General features: G+C 60.1%; 25 protein-coding genes. All 25 read left to right on the plus strand.

Features of this window, described 5'->3' with window-relative positions; translation table 11 throughout:
• Window positions 1-3: 3 nt before the first annotated feature.
• Window positions 4-1,053 carry a tetraacyldisaccharide 4'-kinase gene (lpxK, locus tag VL688_09290; GenBank protein HTL48233.1) on the plus strand — a complete coding sequence of 350 codons (1,050 nt, stop codon included), beginning with the start codon at window positions 4-6 and terminating at the stop codon, window positions 1,051-1,053.
• Between the two features lie 8 nt (window positions 1,054-1,061).
• Window positions 1,062-2,984 carry an ELM1/GtrOC1 family putative glycosyltransferase gene (locus VL688_09295; protein HTL48234.1) on the plus strand — a complete coding sequence of 641 codons (1,923 nt, stop codon included), beginning with the start codon at window positions 1,062-1,064 and terminating at the stop codon, window positions 2,982-2,984.
• Window positions 2,981-5,086: a lipopolysaccharide heptosyltransferase II gene (gene waaF, locus VL688_09300; protein ID HTL48235.1), complete on the plus strand. Its 2,106-nt coding sequence runs from the start codon at window positions 2,981-2,983 to the stop codon at window positions 5,084-5,086. The genes VL688_09295 and waaF (VL688_09300) overlap by 4 nt, the downstream gene beginning before the upstream one ends.
• 28 nt (window positions 5,087-5,114) lie before the next feature.
• On the plus strand, window positions 5,115-6,152 hold the full coding sequence (locus VL688_09305) for a glycosyltransferase family 9 protein (protein HTL48236.1): 1,038 nt from the start codon (window positions 5,115-5,117) through the stop codon (window positions 6,150-6,152).
• A gap of 6 nt (window positions 6,153-6,158) precedes the next feature.
• Window positions 6,159-7,115: a glycosyltransferase family 9 protein gene (locus tag VL688_09310; GenBank protein ID HTL48237.1), complete on the plus strand. Its 957-nt coding sequence runs from the start codon at window positions 6,159-6,161 to the stop codon at window positions 7,113-7,115.
• Window positions 7,112-8,221 carry a lipopolysaccharide heptosyltransferase II gene (waaF, locus tag VL688_09315; GenBank protein HTL48238.1) on the plus strand — a complete coding sequence of 370 codons (1,110 nt, stop codon included), beginning with the start codon at window positions 7,112-7,114 and terminating at the stop codon, window positions 8,219-8,221. The genes VL688_09310 and waaF (VL688_09315) overlap by 4 nt, the downstream gene beginning before the upstream one ends.
• Window positions 8,218-9,342, plus strand: a complete 1,125-nt coding sequence (locus VL688_09320) for a glycosyltransferase family 9 protein (GenBank protein ID HTL48239.1) — start codon at window positions 8,218-8,220, stop codon at window positions 9,340-9,342. Before waaF (VL688_09315) ends, VL688_09320 begins: the two co-directional genes overlap by 4 nt.
• An 18-nt stretch (window positions 9,343-9,360) precedes the next feature.
• Window positions 9,361-10,161 carry a polysaccharide deacetylase family protein gene (locus VL688_09325; protein HTL48240.1) on the plus strand — a complete coding sequence of 267 codons (801 nt, stop codon included), beginning with the start codon at window positions 9,361-9,363 and terminating at the stop codon, window positions 10,159-10,161.
• A 174-nt stretch (window positions 10,162-10,335) separates the two neighbouring features.
• Window positions 10,336-11,364, plus strand: a complete 1,029-nt coding sequence (gene rfaE1 / locus VL688_09330; protein HTL48241.1) for a D-glycero-beta-D-manno-heptose-7-phosphate kinase — start codon at window positions 10,336-10,338, stop codon at window positions 11,362-11,364.
• Window positions 11,364-12,107: a 3-deoxy-manno-octulosonate cytidylyltransferase gene (gene kdsB, locus VL688_09335; GenBank protein HTL48242.1), complete on the plus strand. Its 744-nt coding sequence runs from the start codon at window positions 11,364-11,366 to the stop codon at window positions 12,105-12,107. Before rfaE1 ends, kdsB begins: the two co-directional genes overlap by 1 nt.
• A gap of 18 nt (window positions 12,108-12,125) precedes the next feature.
• On the plus strand, window positions 12,126-13,817 hold the full coding sequence (locus VL688_09340; GenBank protein HTL48243.1) for a CTP synthase: 1,692 nt from the start codon (window positions 12,126-12,128) through the stop codon (window positions 13,815-13,817).
• An 8-nt stretch (window positions 13,818-13,825) separates the two neighbouring features.
• Window positions 13,826-14,665 carry a 3-deoxy-8-phosphooctulonate synthase gene (kdsA, locus tag VL688_09345; protein HTL48244.1) on the plus strand — a complete coding sequence of 280 codons (840 nt, stop codon included), beginning with the start codon at window positions 13,826-13,828 and terminating at the stop codon, window positions 14,663-14,665.
• Window positions 14,662-15,630 carry a KpsF/GutQ family sugar-phosphate isomerase gene (locus VL688_09350; GenBank protein ID HTL48245.1) on the plus strand — a complete coding sequence of 323 codons (969 nt, stop codon included), beginning with the start codon at window positions 14,662-14,664 and terminating at the stop codon, window positions 15,628-15,630. The genes kdsA and VL688_09350 overlap by 4 nt, the downstream gene beginning before the upstream one ends.
• A gap of 89 nt (window positions 15,631-15,719) precedes the next feature.
• Window positions 15,720-16,685, plus strand: coding sequence for a lysophospholipid acyltransferase family protein (locus VL688_09355; protein HTL48246.1), 966 nt, complete (start codon window positions 15,720-15,722; stop codon window positions 16,683-16,685).
• Complete coding sequence (gene lptC, locus VL688_09360) at window positions 16,682-17,596, plus strand: LPS export ABC transporter periplasmic protein LptC (protein ID HTL48247.1); 915 nt, start codon at window positions 16,682-16,684, stop codon at window positions 17,594-17,596. The genes VL688_09355 and lptC overlap by 4 nt, the downstream gene beginning before the upstream one ends.
• Entirely contained in the window at window positions 17,596-18,321 is a 726-nt protein-coding gene (lptB, locus tag VL688_09365; GenBank protein ID HTL48248.1) for an LPS export ABC transporter ATP-binding protein, read from the plus strand. Before lptC ends, lptB begins: the two co-directional genes overlap by 1 nt.
• Window positions 18,322-18,381: 60 nt before the next feature.
• The gene (gene raiA, locus VL688_09370; protein ID HTL48249.1) at window positions 18,382-18,939 is read left to right on the plus strand and encodes a ribosome-associated translation inhibitor RaiA; all 558 of its coding nucleotides are present in this window, start codon (window positions 18,382-18,384) and stop codon (window positions 18,937-18,939) included.
• Between the two features lie 71 nt (window positions 18,940-19,010).
• Window positions 19,011-19,475, plus strand: coding sequence for a PTS sugar transporter subunit IIA (locus VL688_09375; protein ID HTL48250.1), 465 nt, complete (start codon window positions 19,011-19,013; stop codon window positions 19,473-19,475).
• A gap of 23 nt (window positions 19,476-19,498) precedes the next feature.
• On the plus strand, window positions 19,499-20,758 hold the full coding sequence (gene yvcK, locus VL688_09380) for a uridine diphosphate-N-acetylglucosamine-binding protein YvcK (GenBank protein HTL48251.1): 1,260 nt from the start codon (window positions 19,499-19,501) through the stop codon (window positions 20,756-20,758).
• A 5-nt stretch (window positions 20,759-20,763) separates the two neighbouring features.
• Window positions 20,764-21,054 (plus strand): HPr family phosphocarrier protein, encoded by a 291-nt coding sequence (locus tag VL688_09385; protein ID HTL48252.1) that lies wholly within the window; start codon window positions 20,764-20,766, stop codon window positions 21,052-21,054.
• Between the two features lie 77 nt (window positions 21,055-21,131).
• Window positions 21,132-22,880: a phosphoenolpyruvate--protein phosphotransferase gene (gene ptsP / locus VL688_09390; protein ID HTL48253.1), complete on the plus strand. Its 1,749-nt coding sequence runs from the start codon at window positions 21,132-21,134 to the stop codon at window positions 22,878-22,880.
• Window positions 22,880-23,842: a bifunctional phosphoglucose/phosphomannose isomerase gene (locus VL688_09395; GenBank protein HTL48254.1), complete on the plus strand. Its 963-nt coding sequence runs from the start codon at window positions 22,880-22,882 to the stop codon at window positions 23,840-23,842. Before ptsP ends, VL688_09395 begins: the two co-directional genes overlap by 1 nt.
• Before the next feature lie 74 nt (window positions 23,843-23,916).
• Window positions 23,917-24,798 (plus strand): class I SAM-dependent methyltransferase, encoded by an 882-nt coding sequence (locus tag VL688_09400; protein ID HTL48255.1) that lies wholly within the window; start codon window positions 23,917-23,919, stop codon window positions 24,796-24,798.
• Window positions 24,799-25,017: 219 nt separating this feature from the next.
• On the plus strand, window positions 25,018-26,190 hold the full coding sequence (metK, locus tag VL688_09405; GenBank protein ID HTL48256.1) for a methionine adenosyltransferase: 1,173 nt from the start codon (window positions 25,018-25,020) through the stop codon (window positions 26,188-26,190).
• 47 nt (window positions 26,191-26,237) lie between these two features.
• A partial coding sequence (locus tag VL688_09410; GenBank protein HTL48257.1) for an adenosylhomocysteinase occupies window positions 26,238-26,443 on the plus strand: 206 nt, incomplete at its 3' end.

Genomic DNA, 26,443 nt, shown 5'->3' on the forward strand with positions numbered 1-26,443 from the left:
CTTATGTCAGCACGGATTCGAAATTTTGTACGCCTTTTGACGGAAGACAAAATCCGCGGGCCTTTTTCCGGGATTCTTTATTCGCTCGCGTCCTTTTTCTCGGGACTTTATGCCTACGCCGCCGGCGTCCGGAAAAATTTCTTTGACCAGAAAGTCTGGAAATCGGAAAAGCTGCCGTTTCCCGTCATCAGCGTCGGCAACCTGACCTGGGGCGGCAGCGGCAAGACGCCGCTCGTGGAGTATCTCGCTTACCGCATCAACGAACTCCAGAAGCGGGCGCTGGTCCTGACGCGCGGCTATAGCCACGACGAAATCGTGCAGTATAAAGAACATCTCCCGCACGTTTTGATCGGCGTTGGCAAGAACCGCGTGCAGACCGCTCAGAAAATCCTCCAGCAGCACAAGGTGGATCTCGGAATCCTGGACGACGGGTTCCAGCACTGGCCGATCGAAAGGGACATCGACGTCGTCACCGTCAATTCGCTGAACCCTTTCGGCAACGAGCTGCTCATCCCGCGCGGGCCTCTGCGTGAACCCATCGTTGCGCTGAAGCGCGCTCACATTGTCGTGCTGACGCACGTCAACCTCGTGAAGCCCGAAGAGCTGGACGCCCTGCGGCTGCGCGTGAAAGAGCTCGCGCCGGAGGCTGCCGTCGTGGAATCGTTCCTCGAGCCGCTCTTTTTTTACCGCGGGCAGAAAAAGCAGCGCATCCCTCTGGAAAGGCTCCAGAATCAGAAGGTGACCACGTTTTCCGGCGTGGGCGTGCCGCGTTCCTTTCAATTGATCCTGGCCCAGCGGCAGATCCGCGCCGTCCGCAATTTCGAATTCACGGACCATTACCGGTTTACCCGCCGCGACCTCGAAGAAGTGAAATACGTCAGCGAAGCGGCCGCCAGCCAGGAAATCATCACGACGGAAAAAGATTTTTACCGTGCTCCCGACATGATCGCCAAGGTGCTGAACCCGCTTGTGCTGGCCACGCGGCTGCGCATCGCGTCGGGCGAAGACATCCTGACGGGCGCGCTTTCCCGTCTTCTCGGAGCGAGCGTTTGAAACGAGGCATGATTGATTTTGCAGGCTACCATTTTATCCGCGGTTTCGCCGTTGCCGCGCGCGCGCTTCCCGCGGGCGCGGCCTACGGCCTCGGAAGTTTTTTGGGCGACGTCGCCTACATTTTTTCCTCACGGCGCAAAGTCGCCTACGCGGATCTGAAGGCCGCGTTCGGCGCACGCAAGACCGCGAAGGCGCGCTGGCAGACCGTGCGCGCGCATTACCGCCACATCGGGCAGTCGTTTATCGAGCTCTTGCGCTTTCCCTTGCTCGACAGGCAGACCGTGGAGCGCGACGTTTCCATCCCGCACCTCGAAAGATTCAACCAGGCGCTGAACGAGAAAAAAGGCGTGGTGCTGCTCACCGCGCATCTTGGCAACTGGGAACTTTTGCAGATTGTGTCCGGCATCTTCGGAAGCCCGATTCAGGCGCTCATGCGCGATCAGAAATACCCCCGGCTGAACGGGCTGCTCAACGATTTCCGCCGCAGCCGCGGTTCCGGCGTGGCCAGCCGCGGCATGGGTATCCGCGACCTCATGCGGTCCCTTCGCCGGCGCGAACTTGTCGGCGTTCTCGGAGACCAGTCCGCGGGCAGGCAGCAGGGCCTCATCGTTCCTTTTTTCGGGCGCAAGACCACGATCCCGACGGGCGCGTTTCAGCTCGCGGGCCGCGCGGGCGCGCTCGTGCTGCCGGCTTTCATCGTAAGGCTCAAAAACGAAAAGCACGAGATCCATCTGGGAAAGGCGTTTCACTGTCCTGAAGACACGGAAGGCGAGGAGACTTACCGCGAATTCGCCCGCGAGTATGTGGCCGCGCTGGAAGATTTGATCAGCCGCTATCCGGAGCAGTGGCTCTGGGCCAAGAAGCGCTGGAAATATTCCTGGACCAAGAGGATTTTGATTTTGTCCGACGGCAAACCCGGCCATTTCAAACAGTCGCAGGCCGTGGCCGAGGCCTTTCGCGCGGTGGAAACGCAGTACGGCCGGCCGGGCATGGAATATCCCACGGAAGCCGTGACCGTGAAATTCCGTTCGCCTTTTCACAAAGCGTTTTTTGCCGCGGCCGGGTTTTTCTTTTTTCCGTGGGCGCAGGGGCGTCTGTCTTTGCTGCGGTTTTTTTTCGACGAGGAAACCTCGCGCCTGCTGGAGGAGGTGTCCGCGGATTTTATCGTTTCCGCGGGCGCAGGCCTGGTGCCGCTTAATTTGTGTCTGGCCCGCGAGAATCAGGCCAAGAGCGTCGTGATCATGAAGCCGCCGTTTCCGTATAACTTTTTGCGTTACGACCTCGCGATCGTGCCGGCGCACGACACGGGCAAGGTTCCGGCCGAAGCCGTGCGCACCTTGTTGACGCTTTCGTCCGCTCCCTCTGGAGGCGAAACCGGCGGCGAATTGAAGAGTGAGCTGAGAGATCCGGAAAAAATCCGCATCAGCCTTTTTCTCGGCGGCCCCACGCGCGACTACCGCATGGAAGAGGCCGCGGTGAGAAAGACGCTGGATGCGCTCGAGCGTTCCGGAGCGGATTATCTGGTGACGACGTCCCGGCGCACGCCGGAAAAAATCTGCGCTTATCTGAAGCAGGCGGCGCTGCCGCATTGCCAGAAAATCGTGATCGCCGCGGAAGACGCGCGGCCCGGATGGGTGGGTGTCATGACCGAAGCCGCGGAAGTCCTCGTCATCACCGAAGACAGCATCTCCATGGTTTCCGAGGCCGCGGCCACGGGCAAAAAAGTCATCATGCTGTCGGTCGACGACGCGGAAAAGCTTCCCAAGAAACACCGCCGATTCGCGGACATGCTCGCGGCGTCGGGCTCGGTTTCGCGCGCGGCGCCGGATGACCTGGCCGCCAGGCTCGAAAGCGCAAAGCAGGGCTTTGCAACGGACCTGGCACGGAACGAAAAAATGCTTTTGCAGAAGAGGCTGCAGGAAATTCTGTGAAGACAATTCAAATTCTTCCATCCCTTGAAGTGGGCGGCGTCGAACGGGGCGTTATCGATCTCGCGCGCGCGGTGAAAGCGCGCGGCGACGAAATGGTCGTGATCTCTTCCGGAGGGGCGCTGGTCGCGCAGCTGCACAAGATGGGCGTGGCCCATTACGCGCTGCCGGTCCACAAAAAATCCCTCGGCTCGCTGGCGCTCGTAGGCCGCATCGCGGAGATCATCCAGCGGGAGCGCGCGGACGTCGTGCACGCGCGCAGCCGCGTGCCGGCCTGGCTTGCGCTCATGGCCTGCTGGAAAACCCAGGTGCCGCTCGTCACGACGTGCCACGGCTACTACTCGAATCATTTTCTCAGCCGCGTCATGGGCTGGGGCAAGCGCGTCATCGTCATTTCCCGCGCCGTGGGCCGGCACATGATCGACGACTTCGGCGTCTCTCCGGAACGCATCCGCCTCATCCACCGCGGCATCGACCTCACGCAGTTTCAATATAAGCCGGGAAAATACGGCGAGCCCAAAAAGACGCTGCGCATTGTCAACGTGGGCCGCCTTTCGCCGATCAAGGGTCAGAACGAATTTCTGAAGGCCGTGCACCTCCTGCGCCGCGACCTGCCGCACGTCGAAGCCTGGATCGTGGGCTCGGAAGGCAAAGGCAAGCAGCGCTACACCGAAAAACTCCAGAAGACCATCCAGCATCTCGGCCTTTCGTCCTGCGTGAAGATGCTCGGAACGCGCCAGGACATCCCGGAGCTTCTCGCTCAGGCGGACCTTCTCGTCCTTTCGACGCTGATTCCCGAAGCGTTCGGCCGCGTGATCGTGGAAGCGGGCGCCGTGGGCACCGCGGTTGTGGCCACGCGCGTGGGCGGCATTCTCGACGTCATCGATCACGGCGAAAACGGACTCCTGGTGCAGCCCGGCGACGTTCCGGGACTGAGCGCGGCCATGCTGGATCTTTTGAAGGACCGCGAAAAAAGCCGCGTGTTCGGCGAGAGGCTGCGCGCGAAAACCGAGGCCTTCTTTACGCTCGACCAGATGGCGGACAAGACGCTTTCGGTCTACCACGAGGTCAAAAAAGAAAAAAAGATCCTGGTGATCAAGCTCGGTGCCATGGGGGATCTGATCCTCGCGGTGCCGAGCCTGCGCATGCTGCGCGAACGGTATCCAGAGGCGCGGCTTTCGCTTCTCGTGGACAAAAAAATAGCCTCGGTGGCTTCAGCCTGCCCGTATCTTGACGAAGTCATTCCCGTGGACCGCGCCCGGCTCTCGCATCTTCCGTTCCTGCTGAAGCTGGCCAAAAAATTCCGCCGCGACGGCTACGACATTTCCGTGGATTTCCAAAATTCCAAATGGACGCATCTTTTCGCATTTCTCGCGGGCATCCCGCAGCGCTACGGCTTCCGCCGCGGCAAGATGGGCTTTCTTTTGAACAGGGCCGAGCGCTACGCACAGGTGCCCGAACCGCCGGTGCAGAACCAGTACCGGATCCTGAAACGGCTGGGCGTGCAGAAATTTTCGGACAAGCTGGAGCTGTGGAGCGATCCGCGCTCGCAGAAAAACATCGAAGAGCGCCTTGCTGCCGCGGGGGCCAAAAAGCGCGTGGGGTTTGTCATGGGATCCAGCCCGAAATGGCCGACCAAACGCTGGCCCGCCGCGTCGTTCCGCGCCCTCGCGGACAAGCTGCGGGACGAACTCGACTGCCAGATTTTCCTGATCGGCGCGTCCTCGGAAGCCGCGGAAGCGGAAAAGTTTGCCGCGGAAGCGGGCGAGGGCGTCTTCAACTGGGCGGGAAAGACCAGCCCGCGTGAACTCGTGGCCGCGGTCAAGGCCATGGATGCCGTCGTGACCGGAGACACGGCCCCGCTCCACATTGCCGCGGCCGTCAATACGCCCGTCGTGGCTTTTTTCGGGCCCACGGATTCCCGGCGCCACATGCCGCCCGCGGAACAGGCCACGGTGCTTTCCCGGCGCCTGCCGTGCCAGCCCTGTTATAAAGGTAAATGCCGCAACCCGGAAACGCTGGCCTGTCTTGCCCGCATTTCCGCGCAGGAAGTTTTCGAAGCCGTGCGGCATCACCTGGAAAAAGTACCCTCGCTTTCGGCTTAACGAAAACCACTTCTTTAAAGGGAAACTTGTGAAAATTCTGATTGTCGCGAAAAACTGGCTGGGCGATATGCTTTTCCAGGTGCCGGCCCTCGAAGCCGTCAAGGCCGCCTGGCCCCAGGCGGAGATTGTCTGCGTGGCGCCGCCGCGCTGCCGGGCCATGGTCGCGGCTCATCCCGCGGTCAGCCGCTTCATCGCCTTCGACGAAAGAAGAGAGCAGAAAGGTCTCGCAGCCAAAATCCGCTGGGTCCTGTCGCTGCGGGGGGAGAAATGGGACAAGGCCTTTTTATTCCACCGGTCGCGGACGCGCGCTTTTTTGACGCTGCTTGCCGGCGCCCGTGAAAGAGTCGGCTACGGAAAAGGGCGGGACTGGTTTCTGACCCAATCCATCGCAAATCCGGATCAGCCGCTGCACGAGGTGGATTATTTTTTGAATCTTCTGAAACAGGCGGGGATTCCGGTTCCGGAAAGGGCGCGCTACCGTTTTTACTTCACGCCGCGCGACCAAGACGAGGCCCACGAGATCCTTTCGCGCCATGGGCTGCGCCCTTCGGGTTTCGTGTGTTTCCACATGGGCGCGAATTGGGAACCCAAGCGCTGGCCGCTCGGGCATTTCGCCAGGACCGCGGAGATGATCCACGAAAAATGGCAGGTGCCGGTGGCGGTGACGGGCTCCCGGGAAGACGGGCAGCTGGTGGAAAAAATGCGCCAGCGCGTCAGCCGCGGCAGCGTGATCCCTCTCACGGGGCAGACGCCGCTCGGCGTGCTCGGCGCGGTCTTCGCAAAATCCGCGGCCGTCGTTTCCGCGGATTCGGGACCCATGCACATCGCTTCCGGCTCCGGCGCTAACGTGGTCGCGCTGTTCGGGCCCACGGACCCGCGCCGCACGGGCCCGCGCGGCATCGGCGACAGCGTCGTGCTTCAGTACATCCCGCCCGGCTACACCACGCCGTGGATCGGCGAAAAACTGCCCGATGAAGAATGGATGTCGGGCATCCGTCCCGAGCGCGTGATCCAGACGCTCGAAGAAAAAAAATGGATACGGCCGTCGCAGGCCGTCTTCTCCTGACCGCCCATGGCCGCCGCGCCCCGCGTTCTCGTCATCACGCTCAGCAATATCGGCGACGTCGTGCTCACGACGCCCGTCATCATGAATCTCCTGCGTGTTTATCCCGGCGCGGAACTGACCGTCGTCTGCGGCCCTAAGGCCGAAGGGCTTTTGCGCGGGAGCCGGCCCGTCTCGAATCTCGTCCTCTACGATAAAAAAATTTCCTGGCCGGAAAAAATCCGTTTCACAATGTCACTGCGCAATGGGCGCTATGACGCGGTCGTGGATCTCCGGCATACGGCCATTCCTTATTTCCTGTCAGCGCGGAAACGCAGCCCTCTTTTCCGCGGGCTTTCCCGCACGGCCATGCGGGAGCGCCATCTCGAGGTCCTGGAAAAAATGGGGCTGCCCGCGGATCCCGGCGTCGAGCCCTTTGATTTCTTTTCCGCCGCGGAAGAGGAAAGCGCACGCGCCAAGCTGAAGGGCCTGGGCCTCGCGGATTCCGGCTGGATCGTCGCAGCCGCGGGCGCGGCAAGCGAGAGAAAGCGCTGGCCGGTCGAGCATTACCGCGAAGTCCTGGAAAACCTCGTTTCCCGATACCGGGAACCCGTCGTGCTGATCGGAGACGCGCGCGAGCGGGAAATGGTGCAGCCGCTTTGCCGCGAGGGCGGCCGCATTTTCAACGCGGCGGGCGTGACCACGCTGCGCGAAACCGCCGCGCTCATTTCACGCGCGTCGCTCCTCCTCACCAACGACAGCGCGGCCATGCACATCGGCCATGAGCTGCGCCGCCCCGTGGTCGCGGTATTCGGCCCGACCGATCCGGCCAAATACGGACGCGAAGGCGGAAGTTTCCGGATCGTGCGCCCCACGGCGCCTTCTCCGGACAATCTTTTCGAAGGCGTGACGCCTTCCCGCGTGCTCGCGTCCTGCTGTGAACTTCTCGAAAGCCGCAACCCCGCGCCGCTGCGGGAACCTTTATGATCACACTTCCATCCCGTCCCCGGATTCTCGTGACGCGCGCCGACAGGATCGGCGATCTCGTCGTGTCCACGCCTGTTTTCGCGGCGCTGCGGGAAAAATTTCCGGACGCGTGGATCGCGGCGCTTGTTTTCGCGGAAAACCGTGAGCTCGTCGAAGGCCATCCCGCGCTGGACGAAGTGATCCTTTACGACAAAAAAGGCAGCGAAAAAGGCTGGCTGGGAAACTTCGCGTTTTCGCGCCGCCTCGCGGCCAAACATTTTGACGCCGTCATTCACCTGCATTCGACCAACCGCATGCACTGGGCCGGTTATCTCGCAGGCATCCCGGTCCGCATCGGCTGGGACCGCAAATGCTCCTGGGCGCTCACGCACCCGCGCAAGGACGTCAAAAGCGAAGGGAAAAAACACGAGGCCCTTTATAATTTCGAGCTGCTGGAAGATTTCGGAATCTGGCCGCCGCAGGAACTGGAAACGCATTTCACGCTTTCTCCCAAGGCCCGGCGTTCGGTCGAAGAACTTTTTTTTCAGCTCGGCATTCCTGCCGACAAGCCGCTGCTTGTCCTGCATCCGACCGCGAGCTGCCCGTCCAAGATGTGGCCCGCGTCGCGCTTCGCGGAGCTCGCCGACCTGGCCGCGCGGAAATACGGAGCCACGATCGTGCTCGTGGGCAGCGACAAGGACCGGCAAGTTTCAGCCGAAATCGCGGCGGCCTGCTCCGCGTCCGTCTGCGACCTGGGCGGCAGGCTCAGCCTCTCCATGCTGGGCGTGCTGCTGCGGGAATCCGCGGCGCTTGTTTCCAATGACACCGGCCCCGTGCACATCGCGTCCGCCGTCGGCACGCCCGTTGTTTCGATCTTCGGGCGCAACCAGCCCGGCCTTTCGCCCGCGCGCTGGAAGCCGCTCGGGAAAAATGCGCGCGTGGTATGGCGCGACGTGGGATGCCATCCCTGCCTCGCGCATGACTGCCGTATCAACTTTCTCTGCCTGGACGTGATTTCGGTGTCGGACGTCCTGCGCGAATTGGAATCGCTGGGCAGCGTTTGGCAAAAAATTCCATTCGCCTCCGATATCGAAGAAGTGCCCGCGAAAACCGGAGAAAGACCGTGAGGCCCGTGCGCCGCGTTCTCGTGGTCCAGCCTTACGGCATCGGCGACCTGCTCTTCGTAACGCCGGTCCTGCGCGCGCTGCGGCTTTTGCCCGGCATCGAAAGGGTGGATCTTTTGCTGGGCTCGCGCACCGAAGCCGTGGTGCGTCATAACCCGCACGTCGACGAGATCCTCGAAATCGACAAGGATCTTTTTCACCGCCGCGGCGCGCTCGAGAATTTCCAGGCCCTGCGCGCGCTCGGGGCCAAGCTCCGCGCGCGGCATTACGATCTGATGCTCGATTATTCCATGCGCGGCGAGTACGCGTTCTTCGGGCGCTTTTTTCTCGGCATTCCGGAAACCGCGGGATTCAACTACAAACGCCGCGGCTTCCTCCACACGCGCCGCGTGCCGCTGCCGCAAGGCTTCAAGGACCGCCACGTGGCGGATTACTTCTGCGGCCTTGCCGAAGCCGCGGGCGTCCCGGTGCGCGACCGATGGCTGGAATTTTATCTTTCGCAGGCGGAGCGGGAAGAAGCGGACCGCGTGCTTGCGGAAAAAGGCGTGGGCCCCGGCGCCGCGTTCGCGGTCGTCAGCCCCGGAGGCGGGGAATCGTGGGGCAAGGACGCGCATTTCAAGCGCTGGCCGCCCGAATTTTTCGCGCGGCTCCTGCCGCTTCTGCGAAAAAAAATTTCCTTTGATTCCGCTGTGGTCCTCGGAAGCAAAAACGAAAAAGAGATTGCCGCGGCCCTGACCCGGCACTCGGGCATGCCTGTCACGGACCTGACGGGGGAGATCACGCTGGCGCAGGCGGTGCGGGCGATGGAGCGGTCGGTTTTTTTTCTGGGCAACGACGGCGGGCTTTTGCATCTCGCGGCCGCGCGCAAACGGCCGGTGATCGGGCTTTACGGGCCCGTGCCGCCGGAAGTTTACGGGCCCTACCCGCAAGCCGCATCATCGGCCGCGGTTTTCAAAGAAGGGCTGGAATGCCGGCCGTGCTACCAGAAATTCCGTTACAACGCGGCCTGTGCCCACCGGGACTGTCTGGGCAAACTCACGCCCGAAGAAGTTTTTTCTTTCCTAGACAAGAAATCCTTTTTTGATACGATACAGCGTGCGTCGGAAAAAGTCCCGCAGTCCTAACCTTTTTCACCAGGCTTCATGAAAAGATTCACCAAAATTTTGTGGGGCGTCGTCGTCGCCGCCACGCTTTTTTTCGGAGCCTCTTTTTTTCTTCTCCCTTTGCCCGGCCATGCGACGGTCCTTCTTTACCACTTCATCGACACGCCCCAGCGCAGCTCCGAAGAGAAAAACGTGGTCAGCGCGGAAAGCCTGGAGCGGCAGATGGCATTTTTGAAACACTTCGGCTTCCGCGTCATCACCTTGCAGGAATTTTATGACATGCGGATGGGGAAGAGAAAGCCGCGCAGCCGCGAAATCCTTCTCACCTTCGACGACGGTGATTATTCGTTCGATCAAAAGGCCATGCCCATCCTGAAAAAATACGGACTTCCCGCGACGATCTTCGTGATCAGCGAGAACGTGAAAAACGCTTCGCAGGGCAGCATGAACCAGCCGACCATCCAAAAGCTTCGGGAGTCCGGCTTGATCACGGTGGAGAGCCACAGCAAAACACATCCGCTCCTGTCCCAGACCTCGCCTGAACAGCTCAAAGACGAGGTCGAGGGCTCCAAGCGTGACCTCGAGGCCATGTTTGGCGTGCCCATGCGGTTTTTTGCTTATCCGAGCGGCGACCTCAATGAGCAGGTGGTTGAGGCTGTCAAAGCAGCCGGATATGATATGGCGTTCGCGACCGGCCCCAAAAGGCTGAAAAAGACCGGTGTCCCGCGCGGGCAATACAGCGAAATCCGCATGAAAATCACCCGCACTTCCGACCTGCTCGTGGTCTACTGGTTCAAGCTTTCCGGGCTTTACAATTTGTTCCGCGGTTTCCGCGCCTAGCGCGCCCCTTTCCGGAGGGGGTTCCGCCCGCTTTAAGTCTATATCTTCCAAGCACTTAAATTAAATTCCGTGGATTGACACCTCCCAGAGCGAGTGATAGTATATACGGGTTTTTTGAACCTAACCCCTTCACCGCAGGCTCTTAACCGCCGGCCGTTTTCAATTAAGGATTCCATGAGTAAGGCAGTGCTTAAAACCCGCGGCATTTCTTTGAATGCCAAGGAAAAAAAACGCCTTTTGGATTTACTCAAAACCTTCGCCAAAAGCCGTGTCCTCGTCGTTGGTGATTTCATCCTGGACCAGTTCGTGTGGGGGAGCGTCAATCGCATCTCTCCGGAAGCCCCGGTTCCGGTCGTCAACGTCATCCGGGAATCCTACATGCCCGGCGGCGCGCTGAACGTCGCCAACAACGTGCGCACGCTGGGCGGGACCGTGTACCCGTGCGGCGTGGTAGGCCGCGACCTGGAGGGCCGCATGCTTCTCAAGACCATGCGCCGCGAGGGAATCGAAACCGGCGGCGTGGTTTACGATTCCAGCCGCCGCACGTCGCTGAAGACGCGCGTGATCGCCCATTCCCAGCAGGTCGTCCGCTTCGACCGCGAAAAGGCCGACGACATTTCCGAGAAAGACCTTACCCAGATCCTTGCCTTCATCAAAAAGAAAATCCCGGCCACCGACGTCGTCATCATCGAGGACTACGGCAAGGGCGTGATCCAGCCCAAGCTGCTCAAGCAGGTGGTCGCGTTCGCGCGAAAACATAAGAAGCCCGTCCTCGTCGATCCCAAGGAAAAGAATTTTCCCTATTACAAAGGCGTGACCTGCATCACGCCGAACCGGAAGGAAGCGTACGGCGCGCTCGAGAACGGCCGCGCCCATCATGACCTGCCGCTCAAGGAAGCAGCCCGCAGGCTGCGCGCGAAGCTGAATTCGGAAGCGGTCCTCATCACGCTCGGCGAAGACGGCATGGCGCTCTACGAAAGAAACGGTTCTTTCGCGCATATCCCGACGACGGCGCAGGAAGTGTTCGACGTTTCCGGCGCGGGCGACACCGTGATTTCGGTTTTCGCGCTGGCCATGGCGGCCGGGGCTCCAATGAAAGAGGCGGCGATCATTTCGAACATTGCCGCGGGCCTTGTCGTGGCGAAACTCGGCACCGCGACCGTGACGCCCGAAGAAATCCAGAAATCCATCGAGCAGATGTGATGGCGGACAAAACGGTTGGCATTATCCCGGCGCGGCTCGGTTCCACGCGCCTGGCGCAGAAAGTCCTGCGGCCTTTGAACGGGCGCCCGATGATCCAGCACGTGTGGGAGCGGGCCAAACAGGCTCGCGCTTTGAAAGACTTGTGGATCGCGTGCGACGACGAACGCGTCGAAGCGTGCGTCAAAGGTTTCGGCGGGAAGGCGATGATGACCCGCAAAGATCATCCGAACGGGACGTCGAGGCTCGCGGAAGCGGTGCAGAAGATCGAAGCGGAAGTCGTCGTGAACATCCAGGGCGACGAGCCGCTGATCGACCCGCGCAATATCGACCTTGTCGCGGAGGCTTTCGGAAAACATCCGGAAAGCCAGGTCGTAACGCTCGGCGTGCGTAAGACCGACCGCGAGGAATACGAAAACCCGAACGTCGTGAAGGTAGTTTGCAACGCGCTCGGCAACGCGCTTTATTTTTCCAGGTCGCCGGTGCCTTTTTTCCGCGATCAGGATGCGCCGCTGTCGTACTTGAAGCACCTCGGCATTTACGGGTACCGCCGCGGATTCCTGCTGGAATTCGTGACATGGAAGCCCGCGGCGCTGGAAGAGACGGAGAAGCTCGAACAGCTCCGCATCCTGGACCGCGGCGTGGCGCTGCGTGTGGTGGAGTCGCCGTATGATTCGTTCAGTGTGGATACCGAAGAAGATGTCGCCGTCGTGGAATCGCGGCTGCGAACCGTCATAAAACCTTAACCGCGGGAGCTTGGACAAATGCCCAAACATATCTTCGTGACCGGTGGAGTGGTTTCAAGCCTGGGAAAAGGAATCGCCGCTTCTTCGCTCGGAAAGATCCTGGAAGCCAAGGGCCTCAAAGTGGCGCTCCAGAAACTCGACCCTTATCTCAACGTCGACCCCGGCACCATGAGCCCGTACCAGCACGGCGAAGTCTACGTCACCGACGACGGCGCCGAAACCGACCTCGACCTCGGCCATTATGAGCGTTTCACCAGCACGTCGCTGGGCCGCGCCAACAACGTGACGACGGGCCAGATCTACAGCGAAGTCATCAACAAGGAAAGAAAAGGCGAGTACCTCGGCGCCACGGTTCAGGTCGTGCCGCACATCACGGACGCGATCAAAGAGCGCATCCGCGAGGTGTCGCGAGGCAAGCGTTTCGACGTGGTCATCACCGAGATCGGCGGCACGGTCGGCGACATCGAGTCCCTGCCGTTTCTCGAAGCCGCGCGCCAGTTCCGCCACGAGGTCGGCCGCGAGAACGCGATTTTCGTGCATCTCACTCTCATCCCTTACATCCGCGCCGCGGGCGAGCTCAAGACCAAACCCACGCAGCACTCCGTCGGCAAGCTCCGCGAAATCGGTATCCAGCCCGACATCCTCATCTGCCGCACGGAAAAGAAGCTCTCGCGCGACCTCAAGGCGAAGATCGCGCTTTTCTGCAACGTGGACGTCGACGGCGTCATCGAAGCGCGCGACGTGGCCTCGATCTACCAGGTTCCGATCGTGCTCAAAGAGGAAAAGCTCGACGTCGCGGTCTGCAAGTACCTGCACATCGAATACAAAGTCGGCAGCCTGCACACGTGGTACAAGGAAGTTGTCGAGCGCGTGCTCAACCCCAAGCGCGTGGTCAAGATTGCGGTCGTCGGAAAATACATCGACCTGCAGGATGCGTACAAATCCATCTACGAAGCGCTGTATCACGGCGGTATCGCCAATGACGCGCGGATCGTTCTCAAAAAAATCAATTCGGAAAAGCTGAACGGCTCCAACTGCCAGACCCTTCTCAAGGACGTTTCCGGCGTGCTGGTCCCCGGCGGCTTCGGCTCGCGCGGGATCGAAGGCAAACTGCGCGCGATCCGGCACGCGCGCGAGGCGAACGTCCCGTTTTTCGGGATCTGTCTCGGCATGCAGTGCGCGTCCATCGAATTCGCCCGCAACGTGCTGGGCTGGAAGGCCGCGAACTCGACCGAGTTCAACAAGAAGACGCCTTATCCGGTGATCAGCCTTCTCGAAGAGCAGGAAAAGGTGCAGAACCTCGGCGGCACCATGCGCCTGGGCGCGCTGCCGTGCCACATCAAAAAAGAAACCAAGACTTACCAGGCCTACCGCTCGGACGAGATCATGGAACGCCACCGCCACCGCTACGAATTCAACAGCGCCTACCGCGACGATTTCCAGAAGAACGGCATGAAGATTTCGGGCGTGTCGCCGGGCGGGCGCCTCGTGGAAATGATCGAGCTGGAAAATCATCCGTGGTTTATCGCCAGCCAGTTCCATCCGGAATTCAAGTCCAAGCCGGACCGCGCGCATCCTCTTTTCCGCGAGTTCGTCAAAGCCGCCATCGAATACCAGCAGAAAAATGTTCCCCAAAATCACGCGGGCGAAAACGGCCGCGACCTTGCCGCCAAGCGCGACAAGGAAGAAGAAGTTTCCTTTACGAACTGAGGACAATGATGACCCATACAGTAAGCGCAGGTTCGGTAGTCTTTGGTGATCCTTCGCATTTCGTGCTGATCGGCGGCCCTTGCGTGATCGAGAGCGAGTCAAGCGCGCTGCGCCACGCGGAAAAAATTTCGCGCATCGCCGAAGACCTCAAGGTCCCCTACGTGTTCAAGGCCAGCTACGACAAGGCCAACCGCTCGTCGTCGAAATCCTTCCGCGGCATGGGCATGAGCGCGGGACTCGAAATCCTCGCCAAGGTGAAAGACGAATTCGGAGTGCCGGTGCTCTCTGACGTCCACTCCGAAGACGAAGTGAAGCCCGCAAGCGACGTGATCGACATCATTCAGATCCCGGCGTTTCTCTGCCGCCAGACCGACCTGCTCGAAGCCGCGGGAAAAACCGCGAAGGTCGTGAACGTGAAAAAGGGACAGTTCCTTTCGCCGTGGGAAGCCGAAAACATCGTGCGCAAGCTGGAAAGCGTGGGCTGCAAAAAGATCATGCTCACCGAAAGAGGCTTCACGTTCGGCTACAACAATCTCGTGAGCGATTTCCGCTCGATCCAGATCATGAAAGGCTTCGGCTATCCCGTCGTGTTCGACGCCACGCATTCGGTTCAGCTTCCCGGCGGCAAAGGCACGGCTTCCGGGGGCATGGCGGAATTCATCCCCATGCTCGCGCGCTGCGCGATCGTTGCCGGCGCGGATTCGGTATTCATGGAGATCCATGAAAATCCGGCCGAGGCGCTTTCCGACGGCCCGAACGCTTTGCATCTCGACAAGCTGCGCTCGGTGCTCGAAGTGCTGATCAGTTTGAAAGAAGTCATGACGCAGAAAAAAGGGGCGCTTTTGTGAGTTCTGCCGTGCTCAAGACGGCGCGTTCGGTGCTTCTCACCGAGGCCAAGGCCATCGTGCGGCTGGGCCGCAAGGTCGGGAAGAGTTTCGAAAAAGCCGTGACGCTGATGGCGGGATGCAAGGGCCGAGTCATCATCACGGGCATGGGAAAACCCGGGTTCATCGGCAGAAAGATCGCGGCGACCATGGCGTCGACCGGCACGCCGAGCATGTTCCTGCATCCGGCCGAGGCATTGCACGGCGATCTCGGCATGGTGACCAAAGACGATTTGATCATCGCGATTTCGAACAGCGGTGAGACCGAAGAAATTGTGCGGCTTTTGCCCACGTTGAAAAAGATCGGCGTGCCTTTGGTGGCCATGACCAGCAACCCGCGGTCGCCGATGGCGCAGAATGCCGAAGTGGTTCTGGAGCTGGGCATCACGCGCGAGGCGTGCCCGCTGAATCTGGCGCCGTCCACGTCGACGACGGCCGCGCTCGCCATGGGCGACGCGCTTGCTCTTTGCCTGTCGAATAAAAAGCGCTTTCGCGAGGAAGATTTCGCGCTGCTTCATCCGGGCGGCAGCCTGGGCCGGAAACTGCTGAAGGTGCAGGACATCATGCGCCGCGGCAAGGACCAGGTGCTGGTGGGCGAGGATATCAGCCTGAAGAAGGCGCTGTTCCTCATCACGAAGGCGCGCGCGGGAAGCTGCACGCTGGTCGGGAAAAATAAAAAGCTGGCCGGCATTTTTACGGACGGTGATCTGCGCCGGCACCTGCGCGAGGGCGGCGAAGGCATTCTGACGCGGCCTCTGAAAGAGCTCGCCACGCGGAATCCGATGCGGATCCGCCAGGACAAGCTCGCGGCCGAGGCGCTGAACCTTTTGCGCTCGAAACGCATCGACGAATTGCCGGTCGTGGACCGGCATGACCGCGTGGTCGGCCTGCTCGACGTGCAGGATTTGTTGAAGGCAGGTTTTGTTTAAGTCCGAATCGTCGTCCCCCTCACCCTTCCCTCTCCCCCGGAGGGGGAGAGGATAAAGGAGAGGGGGATGGAAAGACGAGAGTTTCTTAAGTGGCGAAGAAAAAATTTTACCGGTATCCGCTCTACCTCGTGGCGCGGGGACTGGCGGCGCTTCTGGCGCTGATCCCGCGGCCGGTGCTTTTGCCCCTGGCGAGGATGGCAGGGCGCGCCGCTTACGCGGCCGTGGCGCGGCAGCGCGAAAAGACGCTGGAAAACCTGCGTTTCGCGTTCGGGAAAGAAAAGAGCGAGGCGGAAATCCGGGGCATGGCCCGGAAGGTTTTCGAAAATCTTTCCGAGACTTGTGCCGATGTTCTACAATTAAACCGGCTCACGCCGGAAGGCTTCGCGGCCATCGTCGATACTCGCGAGGCCGAAGTCTTGTACCGCAGGATTCTGGAAGGCGGGCGCGGGCTGATTTCGTTGACCGCGCACATCGGCAACTGGGAGCTTCTGGCCGCGGCCATGGCCGCGCGGGGGTTCCAGGGCGCGGTGCTGGGGCGCAGGATTTATTTCGAGCCGTACAACCGGTGGATTTCGGGCCTCCGGGCTTCGGCGGGAGTCGAGACGATTTACCGCGACGATCCGCCGAAAAAAGTGTTGAAGCTGCTCCGCGAAAACAAGATCATCGGGATCCTCGCGGACCAGGACATCGACAGCCTGAAAAGTATTTTCGTAGAGTTTTTGGGACGGCCGGCGTATACGATCATCGCGCCGGCGAAATTATCTCAGGCGACAGGCGCGCCGATCCTGCCCAATTTTCTTGTGCGGGAAGGCGGCAAGTACCGCCTGATCGTGGGCGAACCGATCCGGCCGGAAACCTGGGGCCAGGACGAAGCCGTTGAAATGATCACACGCGCCTGGATGCGCGAATGTGAAAAAGTGATCCGCGCCTATCCCGAACAATGGGCCTGGATGCACAATCGCTGGAAAACCAGGCCGGCCACGGAGGCCGGCGGGGAAACCGGTGACAGCGGAGCAAGGCCGGAAATGTTCCGGCAGAAAGATTCTGTTTTATGATGAAACGCATCATCATCGGATGTATCGCCTTCATCCTTCTGTACATCGGCGTCATCCAGTTCCAGGTGCTGATTTCCCGCCGGACCGTCAAGTCCGTGGCGGATGCCCCCGACGGACAGCAGACCACGCACAAGGTCTATTCCTTTTCTTTCGCGAAGTACACGACCGACGGCAAGAAGGAGCTCGAGATCGAAGGCTCCTCCGCGGACATCCTGGCCGAGACCGTGAATCTCAGTAACGTCGTCGCGAAAGCGTATGCCGAAGAAGTGCCGGTCACGATTACCTCCGACGCAGGCAACTACGACAAGGCGAAAAACAAAGTGCACCTCCAGAAAAACGTGGTGGCCACCACTTCCGACGGCACGCGCCTTCTTTCCGAAGAATTGGACATCCATCCGACCAACCGCATTGTGGAAACGCCCGTGCAGGTCCAAGTCAAAAAAGACAACATCAACGTCGAAGGCCTGGGCGCGCGCGGCGACTCGAATCTCAAGAAAGTGAAGTTCAAGAAAAACGTGACCGTCGTGATCCAGTCCGCGGAAGGCGCGGTCGACGGGGCGCCCGCGGCCAAGCCCGGCAGCGGCCCCACGGTGATTACCTGCGACGGCCCGCTGGACATCGACTACGCCAAGAACATCGCGCACTTCAAGCAAAACGTCGTGGCGCAGGACGAGCGGGGGAAACTCACGGCCGACACGATGGACGTTTACTATAATAAGCTGAGCCGCCGGGTTTCCAAGATCGTTGCGCTCGGCAACGTCGTCATCGAGAACCCGGACGGCAACAAGACCTACAGCGACAGCGTCATCTATCTTGCCGACGAGGGCAGGATCATTCTCGGCGGGGACACCGAAGCCCTGTATTACGAAGGCGGAACGACGGACGCATCCGCAGAAGGGAACGTCATCTAATGCACTTACTCGAAACGCGGCAGCTCAAGAAAACCTACAAAGGCAGGACCGTCGTGGACGGCGTCAGCATCAACGTCGGCCGCGGCGAGATCGTCGGCCTTCTCGGGCCCAACGGCGCGGGCAAGACCACGACGTTCTACATGATCGTCGGCGTGATCCAGGCCGAAGCCGGACACATCTTTTTCCGCGGCGAAGAAATGACGCAGCTTCCGATGTACCAGCGCGCGCGCCTCGGCATCGGCTACCTGTCGCAGGAACCTTCCATTTTCCGCAAGCTCACGGTCGAAGAAAATATCATGGCTATCCTGGAAACGCTGGACATCCCGCAAGTGGAGCGCGACCGGCGCCTGAAGAAGCTGCTCGGCGAGCTCGACATCGCGTATCTGGCCAAGAACAAGGCCTACACGCTTTCCGGCGGCGAGCGCCGGCGCCTGGAGATCACGCGCGCGCTCGTCACGAATCCGTCGCTCATCCTGCTCGACGAACCGTTCAGCGGCGTGGATCCGATCGCGGTCTTCGAAGTGCAGAAAATTTTACAGAAGCTCAAAAGCCAGGGGCTCAGCATTCTGCTGACGGACCACAGCGTCCGCGAGACCCTGGCCATCACGGACCGGTCTTATCTTCTTTGCGACGGCAAGATCGAAGTGTCCGGAACATCGACTTTCCTGGCGTCAGACCCCAAGGCCAGAGAGCTGTATTTGGGTGAAAAATTCACGCTGGCATAACCCCTCACCCTTCCCTCTTCCCTCAGGGGAGAGGATAAAGGAGAGGGGAACGGAGGATTTATGGACGTTCGTTTTCTTGGAAAAAATTTGAAAGTCACCAAGCCGATCAAGGAACATCTTTACGACCGGATGAGCAAGCTGGACAAATATGCCCCAAAGATCGTGGAGACCCACGTCGTCCTGAAAAAGGAAAAGTACCTTTACCACGCCACGATCACCCTTGTGGGCAAGAACCTCCGCGCTTTCGGCGAAGGCACGCAGAAGGAAAATATCTACGCGGCCATCGACCAGGCCGCGGAACGCGTCCAGAAACAGCTGAAGAAATTCCGCGACAAGATCAAGGACCACCACAAGGAGCACGGCCCGAACGCCGTCTCCCCGAAAGTGAAGACCGCTTCCCGTTTCCTGGCCGAAGAGGCCGCCGTGGGCCAGTTCAAGCCCGCGGTCATCAAGACGCCCCTCAAGGGGCTCAAGACCATGAACGTCGAAGAGGCCAGCCTCAAGCTGGAAATCGACGACATCCCTTTTCTTTTGTTTTTGAATGCGGAAACCAAAGGCCCGAGCGTCATCTACAAGCGCGATGACGGTAATCACGGCCTTATGGATCCGGAGTTTTGATCCCCCGCTAGTGAAGGACGCAAATTTAATTTAGCAAAAAAAGAAAAAGGACCTCAGGAGGCGATTCACCCATGAAGATAATGGATTTTCTCAACATCAAGGCCATTAAGCTGAACATGCAGTCCACCGAGAAGGAAGACGCGCTGAAAGAGCTCGTCGACGTCCTGACCGAAACCCAGCCGATCACCGACAAGAAAAGCGTCGTCAAGTCGCTGATCGAAAGGGAAAATCTCGGCTCCACCGGAATCGGGCAGGGCATCGCCATTCCTCACGGCAAGACCGACCTCGTCAAGGAACTCGTCGCGGTCCTTGGCGTCAGCCACAAGGGCGTGAACTTCGAAGCGCTCGACGGCGAGCCCGTTTACATTTTCTTCCTGCTCGTGGCGCCGAAAGACACGGCCGGCCCCCACCTGAAAGCGCTCGCGCAGATTTCGCGTCTCCTGAGAGACTCCTATTTCTGCGAGCTGATGAAACGCTGCAAGACTCCCGACGAGATTTTCGAGCTGATCCAGCGCGAAGAAGACAAGAAACACTGAGCCCGGACCGAGGAGCCTAAAGCATGCAGTTTTTTAAATGGCTTTACCCCGGCATCGGCATCAAGCGGTGGATTACGCTTTGCCTGCTTGGCCTTGGCCTGATCGTGTTCGTGGCGCTGGCCGCGGTCCGTTCGATCGCGGAGAGCAGTGTTTTTCTCGCGTCTTTTGCCACGGCCCTTCTGATTTTCGGCATCTTTCTCGTCTACACGGCGATCAAGAACATGGTCCGGATTTTCGTGCGCGCGCTCATGCCCGCCAACCGCGACGAGGCCCTCGTGGACATCGTTTACCAGCGGAGGCAGAACGAGTCGCTTTCCCGCGGCCCGCGCGTGGTGGTGGTGGGAGGCGGCACGGGGCTCAGCATGCTGCTTTCCGGCATCAAGCATTTCACGAGCAACATCGCGGCGATCGTGACCGTGACCGACACCGGCGGAAGCTCGGGCCGGCTTCGCGACGAAATGGGCATGCTGCCCCCGGGCGACATCCGGAACTGCCTTGTGGCGCTGGCTGACTCGGATCAGCTGATCCGCGACCTCTTTCAATACCGTTTCGAGACCGGAGAAGGCCTGAAAGGCCACAGCTTCGGCAATCTGTTCCTGACCGCTCTTTGCCAGGTCACGGGCGATTTCGAGAAGGCCGTGGCCGAATCCAGCAAAGTGCTCGCGATCCGCGGGCGCGTGATCCCGTCCACGCTGGAAAAGGTGACGCTGGTCGGCGAATTCATGGATGGCACCACGCTGGAAGGCGAGACCACGATCACCGAAGCCGCCAAGCCCCTGCGCAACATCCGGCTGAAGCCCGAAGACTGCAAGGCCGCGGCGGACGCGATCGACGCGATCGAAAACGCGGACCTGATCATCCTCGGCCCGGGCAGCCTGTACACGAGCGTGCTTCCGAACCTTTTGATCAAGGACATCCACGAGGCGCTGCTGAAGTCCGACGCGTACAAGATCAACATCTTCAACGTCATGACGCAGCCCGGCGAAACCGACAACATGAGCGCATGGGACCACCTGAAAGTCCTGATCGACCACACGGACCCGCGCATCGTGGACGCGTGCTTCGTGAACGTCGAGCCGATCCCGACGGAAATGGTCTCGAAGTATAAAGAGAAAGGCGCCCAGCCCGTGAAGCTCGACCTGAACGTGATGCGGGAAAAAGGCTACCAGGTGATCGAAGGCCGCATCATCAAGACCGACGGCCAGGTGCGCCACGACCCGGAAAAACTCGCGCAGCTTATTTTTGAACATTATCTGAAGATCGCCAAGACGGCCAAGGTTTGAGCGTCATGGAAAGCCCGGAACAACTGCCCACAAAAATCGAGAAGAAGTTCACCGTGAACAACAAGCTCGGCCTGCACGCTCGGCCCGCGGCGCTGTTCGTGAAAACCGCGAACGCCTTCCGCTGCGAGGTCTCGGTGAAAAAGGGGCGGCAGAAGGTGAACGGCAAATCCATCATGGGCATCATGACGCTCGCGGTCCAGCAGGGCACGCCCATCTTCGTGATCACCGAAGGCGTGGACGCCCAGGCGGCCATGGATGAGCTCGGCAAATTAATCGAAAGCGATTTCGGAGAATAAGAATTCCCCCTCTCCTAATCCTCTCCCCCTTTGAGGGGGAGAGGGAAGGGTGAGGGGATAACAGGGGCAAGGACAGAATGCAAAGGTTAAAAGGCAACGGCGTTTCCCCGGGCTACGTGATGGGCAGGGCCTATGTCCTGCACTCGGACGACGTTTTCTCCGTGCCGCCGGAGAGCATCTCGGCCGACGATATCCCGAAGGAGATCGCCCGCTTCGAAGACGCGCTGACACGCACGCGCGCGGAAATTCTCGGCATCCGCAAGAAACTTTCCACGCAGATCGGCCGCGAGCACTCGGACATCTTCAACGCGCATCTGCTCATCCTCGAAGACCGCACGCTGATCGAGGACGTGATCGCGCTGCTCCGCGAAAAGAAAGTGAACGCCGACTACGCGTTCTCGAAAGTGATCCGCCGCTACTTCCAGGCCTTTTCCCAGATCGACGACGAGTACCTGCGCGAGCGCATCTCGGACATCAAGGACGTGGGCAAGCGCATCCTGCAGAACCTCTACGGCGAGGAAAAGGGCGCGCTGGAAAACCTGAAAGAAAAAGTCATTCTCGTGGCGCATGACCTTTCGCCTTCGGACACGGCCACACTCGATAAAAATAAAATCCTCGCGTTCGTGACCGAGATCGGCGGGCCCACGTCACATACCGCGATTCTCGGCCGCTCCATGGAAATTCCGGCGGTGGTCGGCGTGGACAACGCGATCCAGAGCGTGAAATCCGGCGACCTCGTCATCGTGGACGGCACGCACGGTGTCCTCATCGTGGATCCGGACGAAAAGTCCGTGGAAGATTACCACCGCGAGGAAATCCGCTTCACGGCTTTTATCTCCGAGCTCGACAAACTCAAGAACCTGCCCGCCGAGACGATCGACGGCCGCAGGATCACGCTGGCTTCCAACATCGAATTCCACGACGAGATTCCCTCGGTCATTTCGCACGGCTCCGAAGGCATCGGCCTTTACCGCACCGAATATTTTTACATGAACCGCAGCGACCTTCCCACGGAAGAGGAACAGTTCCGCGCCTACAAGCAGGTGGCCGAGCGCATGAACCCGCACAGCGTCATCATCCGCACGCTGGACCTCGGCGGCGACAAGTTCGTGTCCTCGCTCGACGTGCCGCACGAGATGAATCCGTTCCTCGGCTGGCGCGCGATCCGCTTCTGTCTCACGCGCGTGGACGTTTTCAAATTGCAGCTGCGCGCCATCCTGCGCGCGAGCAGCTTCGGCAAGCTGAAGATCATGTACCCCATGATTTCCAACGTGCAGGAACTGCGCAAGGCCAACGAAATTCTCCAGGAATGCCGCGAAGAACTCCTGCGCGAGGGCGTGGAATTCGACAAGACCATGGAGGTCGGGGCCATGATCGAAATTCCGTCCGCCGCCATCACGAGCGATCTCCTGGCCAAGGAAGTGAATTTCTTTTCCATCGGGACCAACGACCTGATCCAGTACTGCCTGGCCGTCGACCGCGTGAACGAAAAAATCGCTTACCTCTACGAGCCTACGCATCCCGCGATCCTGCGCCTCATCCGGCAGACCGTGGAAAACGGGCACCGCAACAACATCTGGGTCGGCATCTGCGGCGAGATGTCGTCGGACCCGGCCATTGCCGCGGTGCTGCTCGGCCTGGAGATCGACGAGATCAGCACGAGCCCCGTGGTGCTGCCGAAGGTGAAAAAAATCATCCGTTCCCTCAGCTTCGCCGACGCCAAGGAACTCGCCGACAAGGCGCTGGGCTTTGCCACGGGCGACGAAGTCCGTGAATACATCAATGGAAGGCTGCGCAGCGTCGCGGCCGGCCTCCTGGACGAATAATGAAAAAATACCTCCTCGGCCTCGGCGACCAGATCGCCGGCGGCTATAAAATCGGCCGTGATTTCAAGCTCCCGGCCGCCTATAAAAATGTCCGGCAAATCGTGTTCTTCGGCGTGGGCGGCTCGGCCATCGCGGGCGACGTGATCGCGGAGCTCATGCACGGCCAGAGCCCGGTCCCGTTTTCCGTGCATCGCTCGAGCGACATCCCGAAATTTCTGGATAAGAACACGCTCGCGATTTTTTCGACGTACTCCGGCAATACGTGGGAGACCGCGCAGGCCTTCGGCCAGGCCGTGAAAGCCCGCGCGAAAATCGTCCTGATGACTTCCGGCGGCGCGCTGCTGGAAACCGCGAAGAAAAAGAAAATTCCGTATCTCGTGATTCCGCGCGGCCTGCCGCCGCGCTGCGCGATCGGCTACCTCACCTTTTCCGTGCTCGGCGTTTTGGAGCAGGGCGGGTGGGTGCGCACGTCGCCCAAGGAAGTCGAGGCCGTGCGCAAGTCGCTCAAGCAGTTCACGCCGGCCATGGCGCGCAAGCTCGCGAAAAAACTGCAGCACAAGGTCGTGTTCCTCTACGGCGAATCCGCCCCGGTCCTCAAACGCTGGCGCGCGCAGCTTGCGGAAAACGCGAAGACGCTCGCGTCGCAGCACAAGCTGCCGGAGATGTTCCACAACGAAGTGGAAGGCTGGCAATTCCCGAAATCATTCGCACGGCGCGCGGCCGCGGTTTTTTTCACGAAAAAAGGCCCGTGTCCGCTGAAGAACAAGGTGCGCATGGCGCAGGCGCTCATCCGCAAGCAGGGCGCGACGGTCGTGGAGATCCCGGTGAACGGGCACAGCTCCCTCGAAACCATTTTCGACCTCATTTACCTGGGCGACTGGGTCAGCTACGAGCTGGCGCTCCTCAACAAAGTCGACCCCGTGGCCATTCCGGTCATCGAGAGCATCAAAAAGCAGCCTTAATTCCCGCGTAACCCCTCACCCCTCCCTCTCCCCTCAGGGGAGAGGATAAAGGAGAGGGGAAACCGAAAGGCAACATGCCTCACGAGATCCTTACTCCCGACAAAACCCCGCAGGTTTCAAAACCCGCGGCCTCCTCCAAGACAAAGTCCTCCTTCAAAGATTTTTTCGCGCGCCTTTACCGTTTCCTGAAAGCGTTCAAAAGCCAGCCGCGGGAAGCGTTCGAATTCCTGAACGCGCTGCCGGCCGCTGTCCGCGGTTCCGCTTTTTCCAAGAGCCCGTCCTTTGCGCCTCCGCAAAAGGCTTCCGCTTCCGGTGCTCCGGCGGACTTCAATCCTTTGAAAGCCCATTTCGATTCTCACACCCAGGGATGGACGATTTACAAATGGATGCATTACTTCGACATTTACGACCGCCACTTCCGGAAATTCGCCGGGCGCGAGGCGCACATTCTCGAAGTCGGGATATGGCGCGGCGGAAGCCTGGAGATGTGGAGAAATTATTTCGGTCCCAAGGCGCGCATCTACGGCATCGACATCGACGAACGGTGCGGCGCCGCGAACGACTACGGCTATACCGCGTTCATCGGCGATCAGGGCGATCCGCGTTTCTGGGAATCGGTCCGGGAGAAAGTCCCCCAGGTGGACGTCCTGATCGACGACGGAAGCCACAAGGCCAAGGACCAGATCGTGACGCTCGAAGCCATGCTCGCGCATCTGGCGCCGGGCGGGGTTTACCTGTGCGAAGACATTCATCGCACGGAGCAGGAGTTCCTTTCTTACGCGCAGGGGCTGGTGAAGGGCCTTTACGCGTTCGACGGCTCCGTCGACGACGGCGTCCGGCCTTCGGCCTTCCAGAAATGGATCAAAGCCGTCCATTTTTACCCGTACGTCCTGGTGATCGAAAAAGCGGAGAAGCCCGAAGAGGCGTTTACGGCCGAACGGCACGGCACCGAGTAAAAGCCTTGTCCCGCGGCTCTTCCGGAGGGGCGCCGTTCGCCGGCCGGTTGATTGAAATCAAGCCTCGGTTTCGCGCAAAACCCCTACAAATCAAGGCTTCCGGGGCCAGGGCTTTTTTGATAAGATAGGGGTCCTTTTTGGGCGCTCGAGAACCCCGAAAAAATGCAGTCATAAAATAAATTTCCCGGCCCGCCGGGATATTACAGAAAGGTACCGACCATGAAAAAAGAACGCCGCTTGTTCACTTCCGAGTCCGTGGGCGAAGGCCATCCGGACAAAATCTGCGACCAGATCTCCGACGCGGTCCTGGACGCGCTTCTCGAAGGCGATGCGAATTCCCGCGTGGCTGTCGAAACGCTCGTCACGACCGGCAGCGTCATTGTTTCCGGCGAAGTCACCAGCGGAACTTACGTCGAAATCCCGCAGCTCGTGCGCGGCGTCATCCGCTCCATCGGCTACACGGACGCGGAATACGGCTTCGACTACAAGACCTGCGGCGTGCTCACCGCGATCCAGCAGCAGTCGCCCGACATTGCCATGGGCGTGGATACCGGCGGCGCCGGCGACCAGGGCATGATGTTCGGCTACGCCACAAACGAAACGCCGGAGCTCATGCCGCTCCCGATCATGATGGCCCATAAACTGGTCCGCCAGGTGGCCGAGATCCGCAAGAAGGGCGTGCTCGCTTACCTGCGCCCGGACTGCAAAAGCCAGGCCACGATCGAATACGACGGCGACCAGCCCGTGCGCGTGGACGCGGTCGTTCTTTCCTGCCAGCACGACGCGGACGTTTCCCTCGAAAAAATCAAGAAAGACCTCACCGAGCACGTCATCCAGAAGGTCATTCACCGCGACCTCATGGACAAGAACACGAAAATCTTCATCAATCCCACGGGCCGCTTCGAAATCGGCGGACCGCACGGCGACACGGGCCTCACCGGCCGCAAGATCATCGTCGACACCTACGGCGGCATGGGCCGTCACGGCGGCGGCGCGTTCAGCGGCAAGGATCCGTCCAAGGTCGACCGTTCCGCGGCGTATTTCGCGCGCTACGTGGCCAAAAACATCGTGGCCGCGGGCATTGCTAAGCGCTGTGAGCTGCAGGTCTCCTACGCCATCGGCGTGGCCGAGCCCGTTTCCATCATGGTCGACACGTTCGGCACGAGCGAAATCCCGGCCGAGCAGATCACCGAAGCCGTGCGCAAGATTTTCGATTTCACGCCGCGCGGCATCATCAAGAAGCTCGACCTCCGCAAGCCCATCTACCGCGCCACCGCGGCCTACGGCCACTTCGGACGTACGGAGCCGACGTTCACGTGGGAAAAGACCGACGCGGTCGAAGACCTGAAGAAGGCGCTCAAACTCGAAAATCATCATAAGGTTCACGCGTAACTTACTAGACCGATTGAGGAGTTCATATAATGACGAAAGGTGCCACGATGACCCAACCCGCCAAGAAGACTGCCGCGAAGAAAAGCGGCCAGGACTACAAAGTCGCGGACATCAAGCTGGCCGAATGGGGCCGCAAAACGATCGAGATCGCGGAAAAAGAAATGCCCGGCCTCATGTCACTGCGCGCGAAATACGGCAAGCAAAAGCCGTTGAAGGGCGCGCGTATCAGCGGGTGCATCCACATGACGATCGA

It is taken from the genome of Verrucomicrobiia bacterium, assembly GCA_035495615.1.
GTDB lineage: Bacteria > Omnitrophota > Omnitrophia > Omnitrophales > Aquincolibacteriaceae > DATJFP01.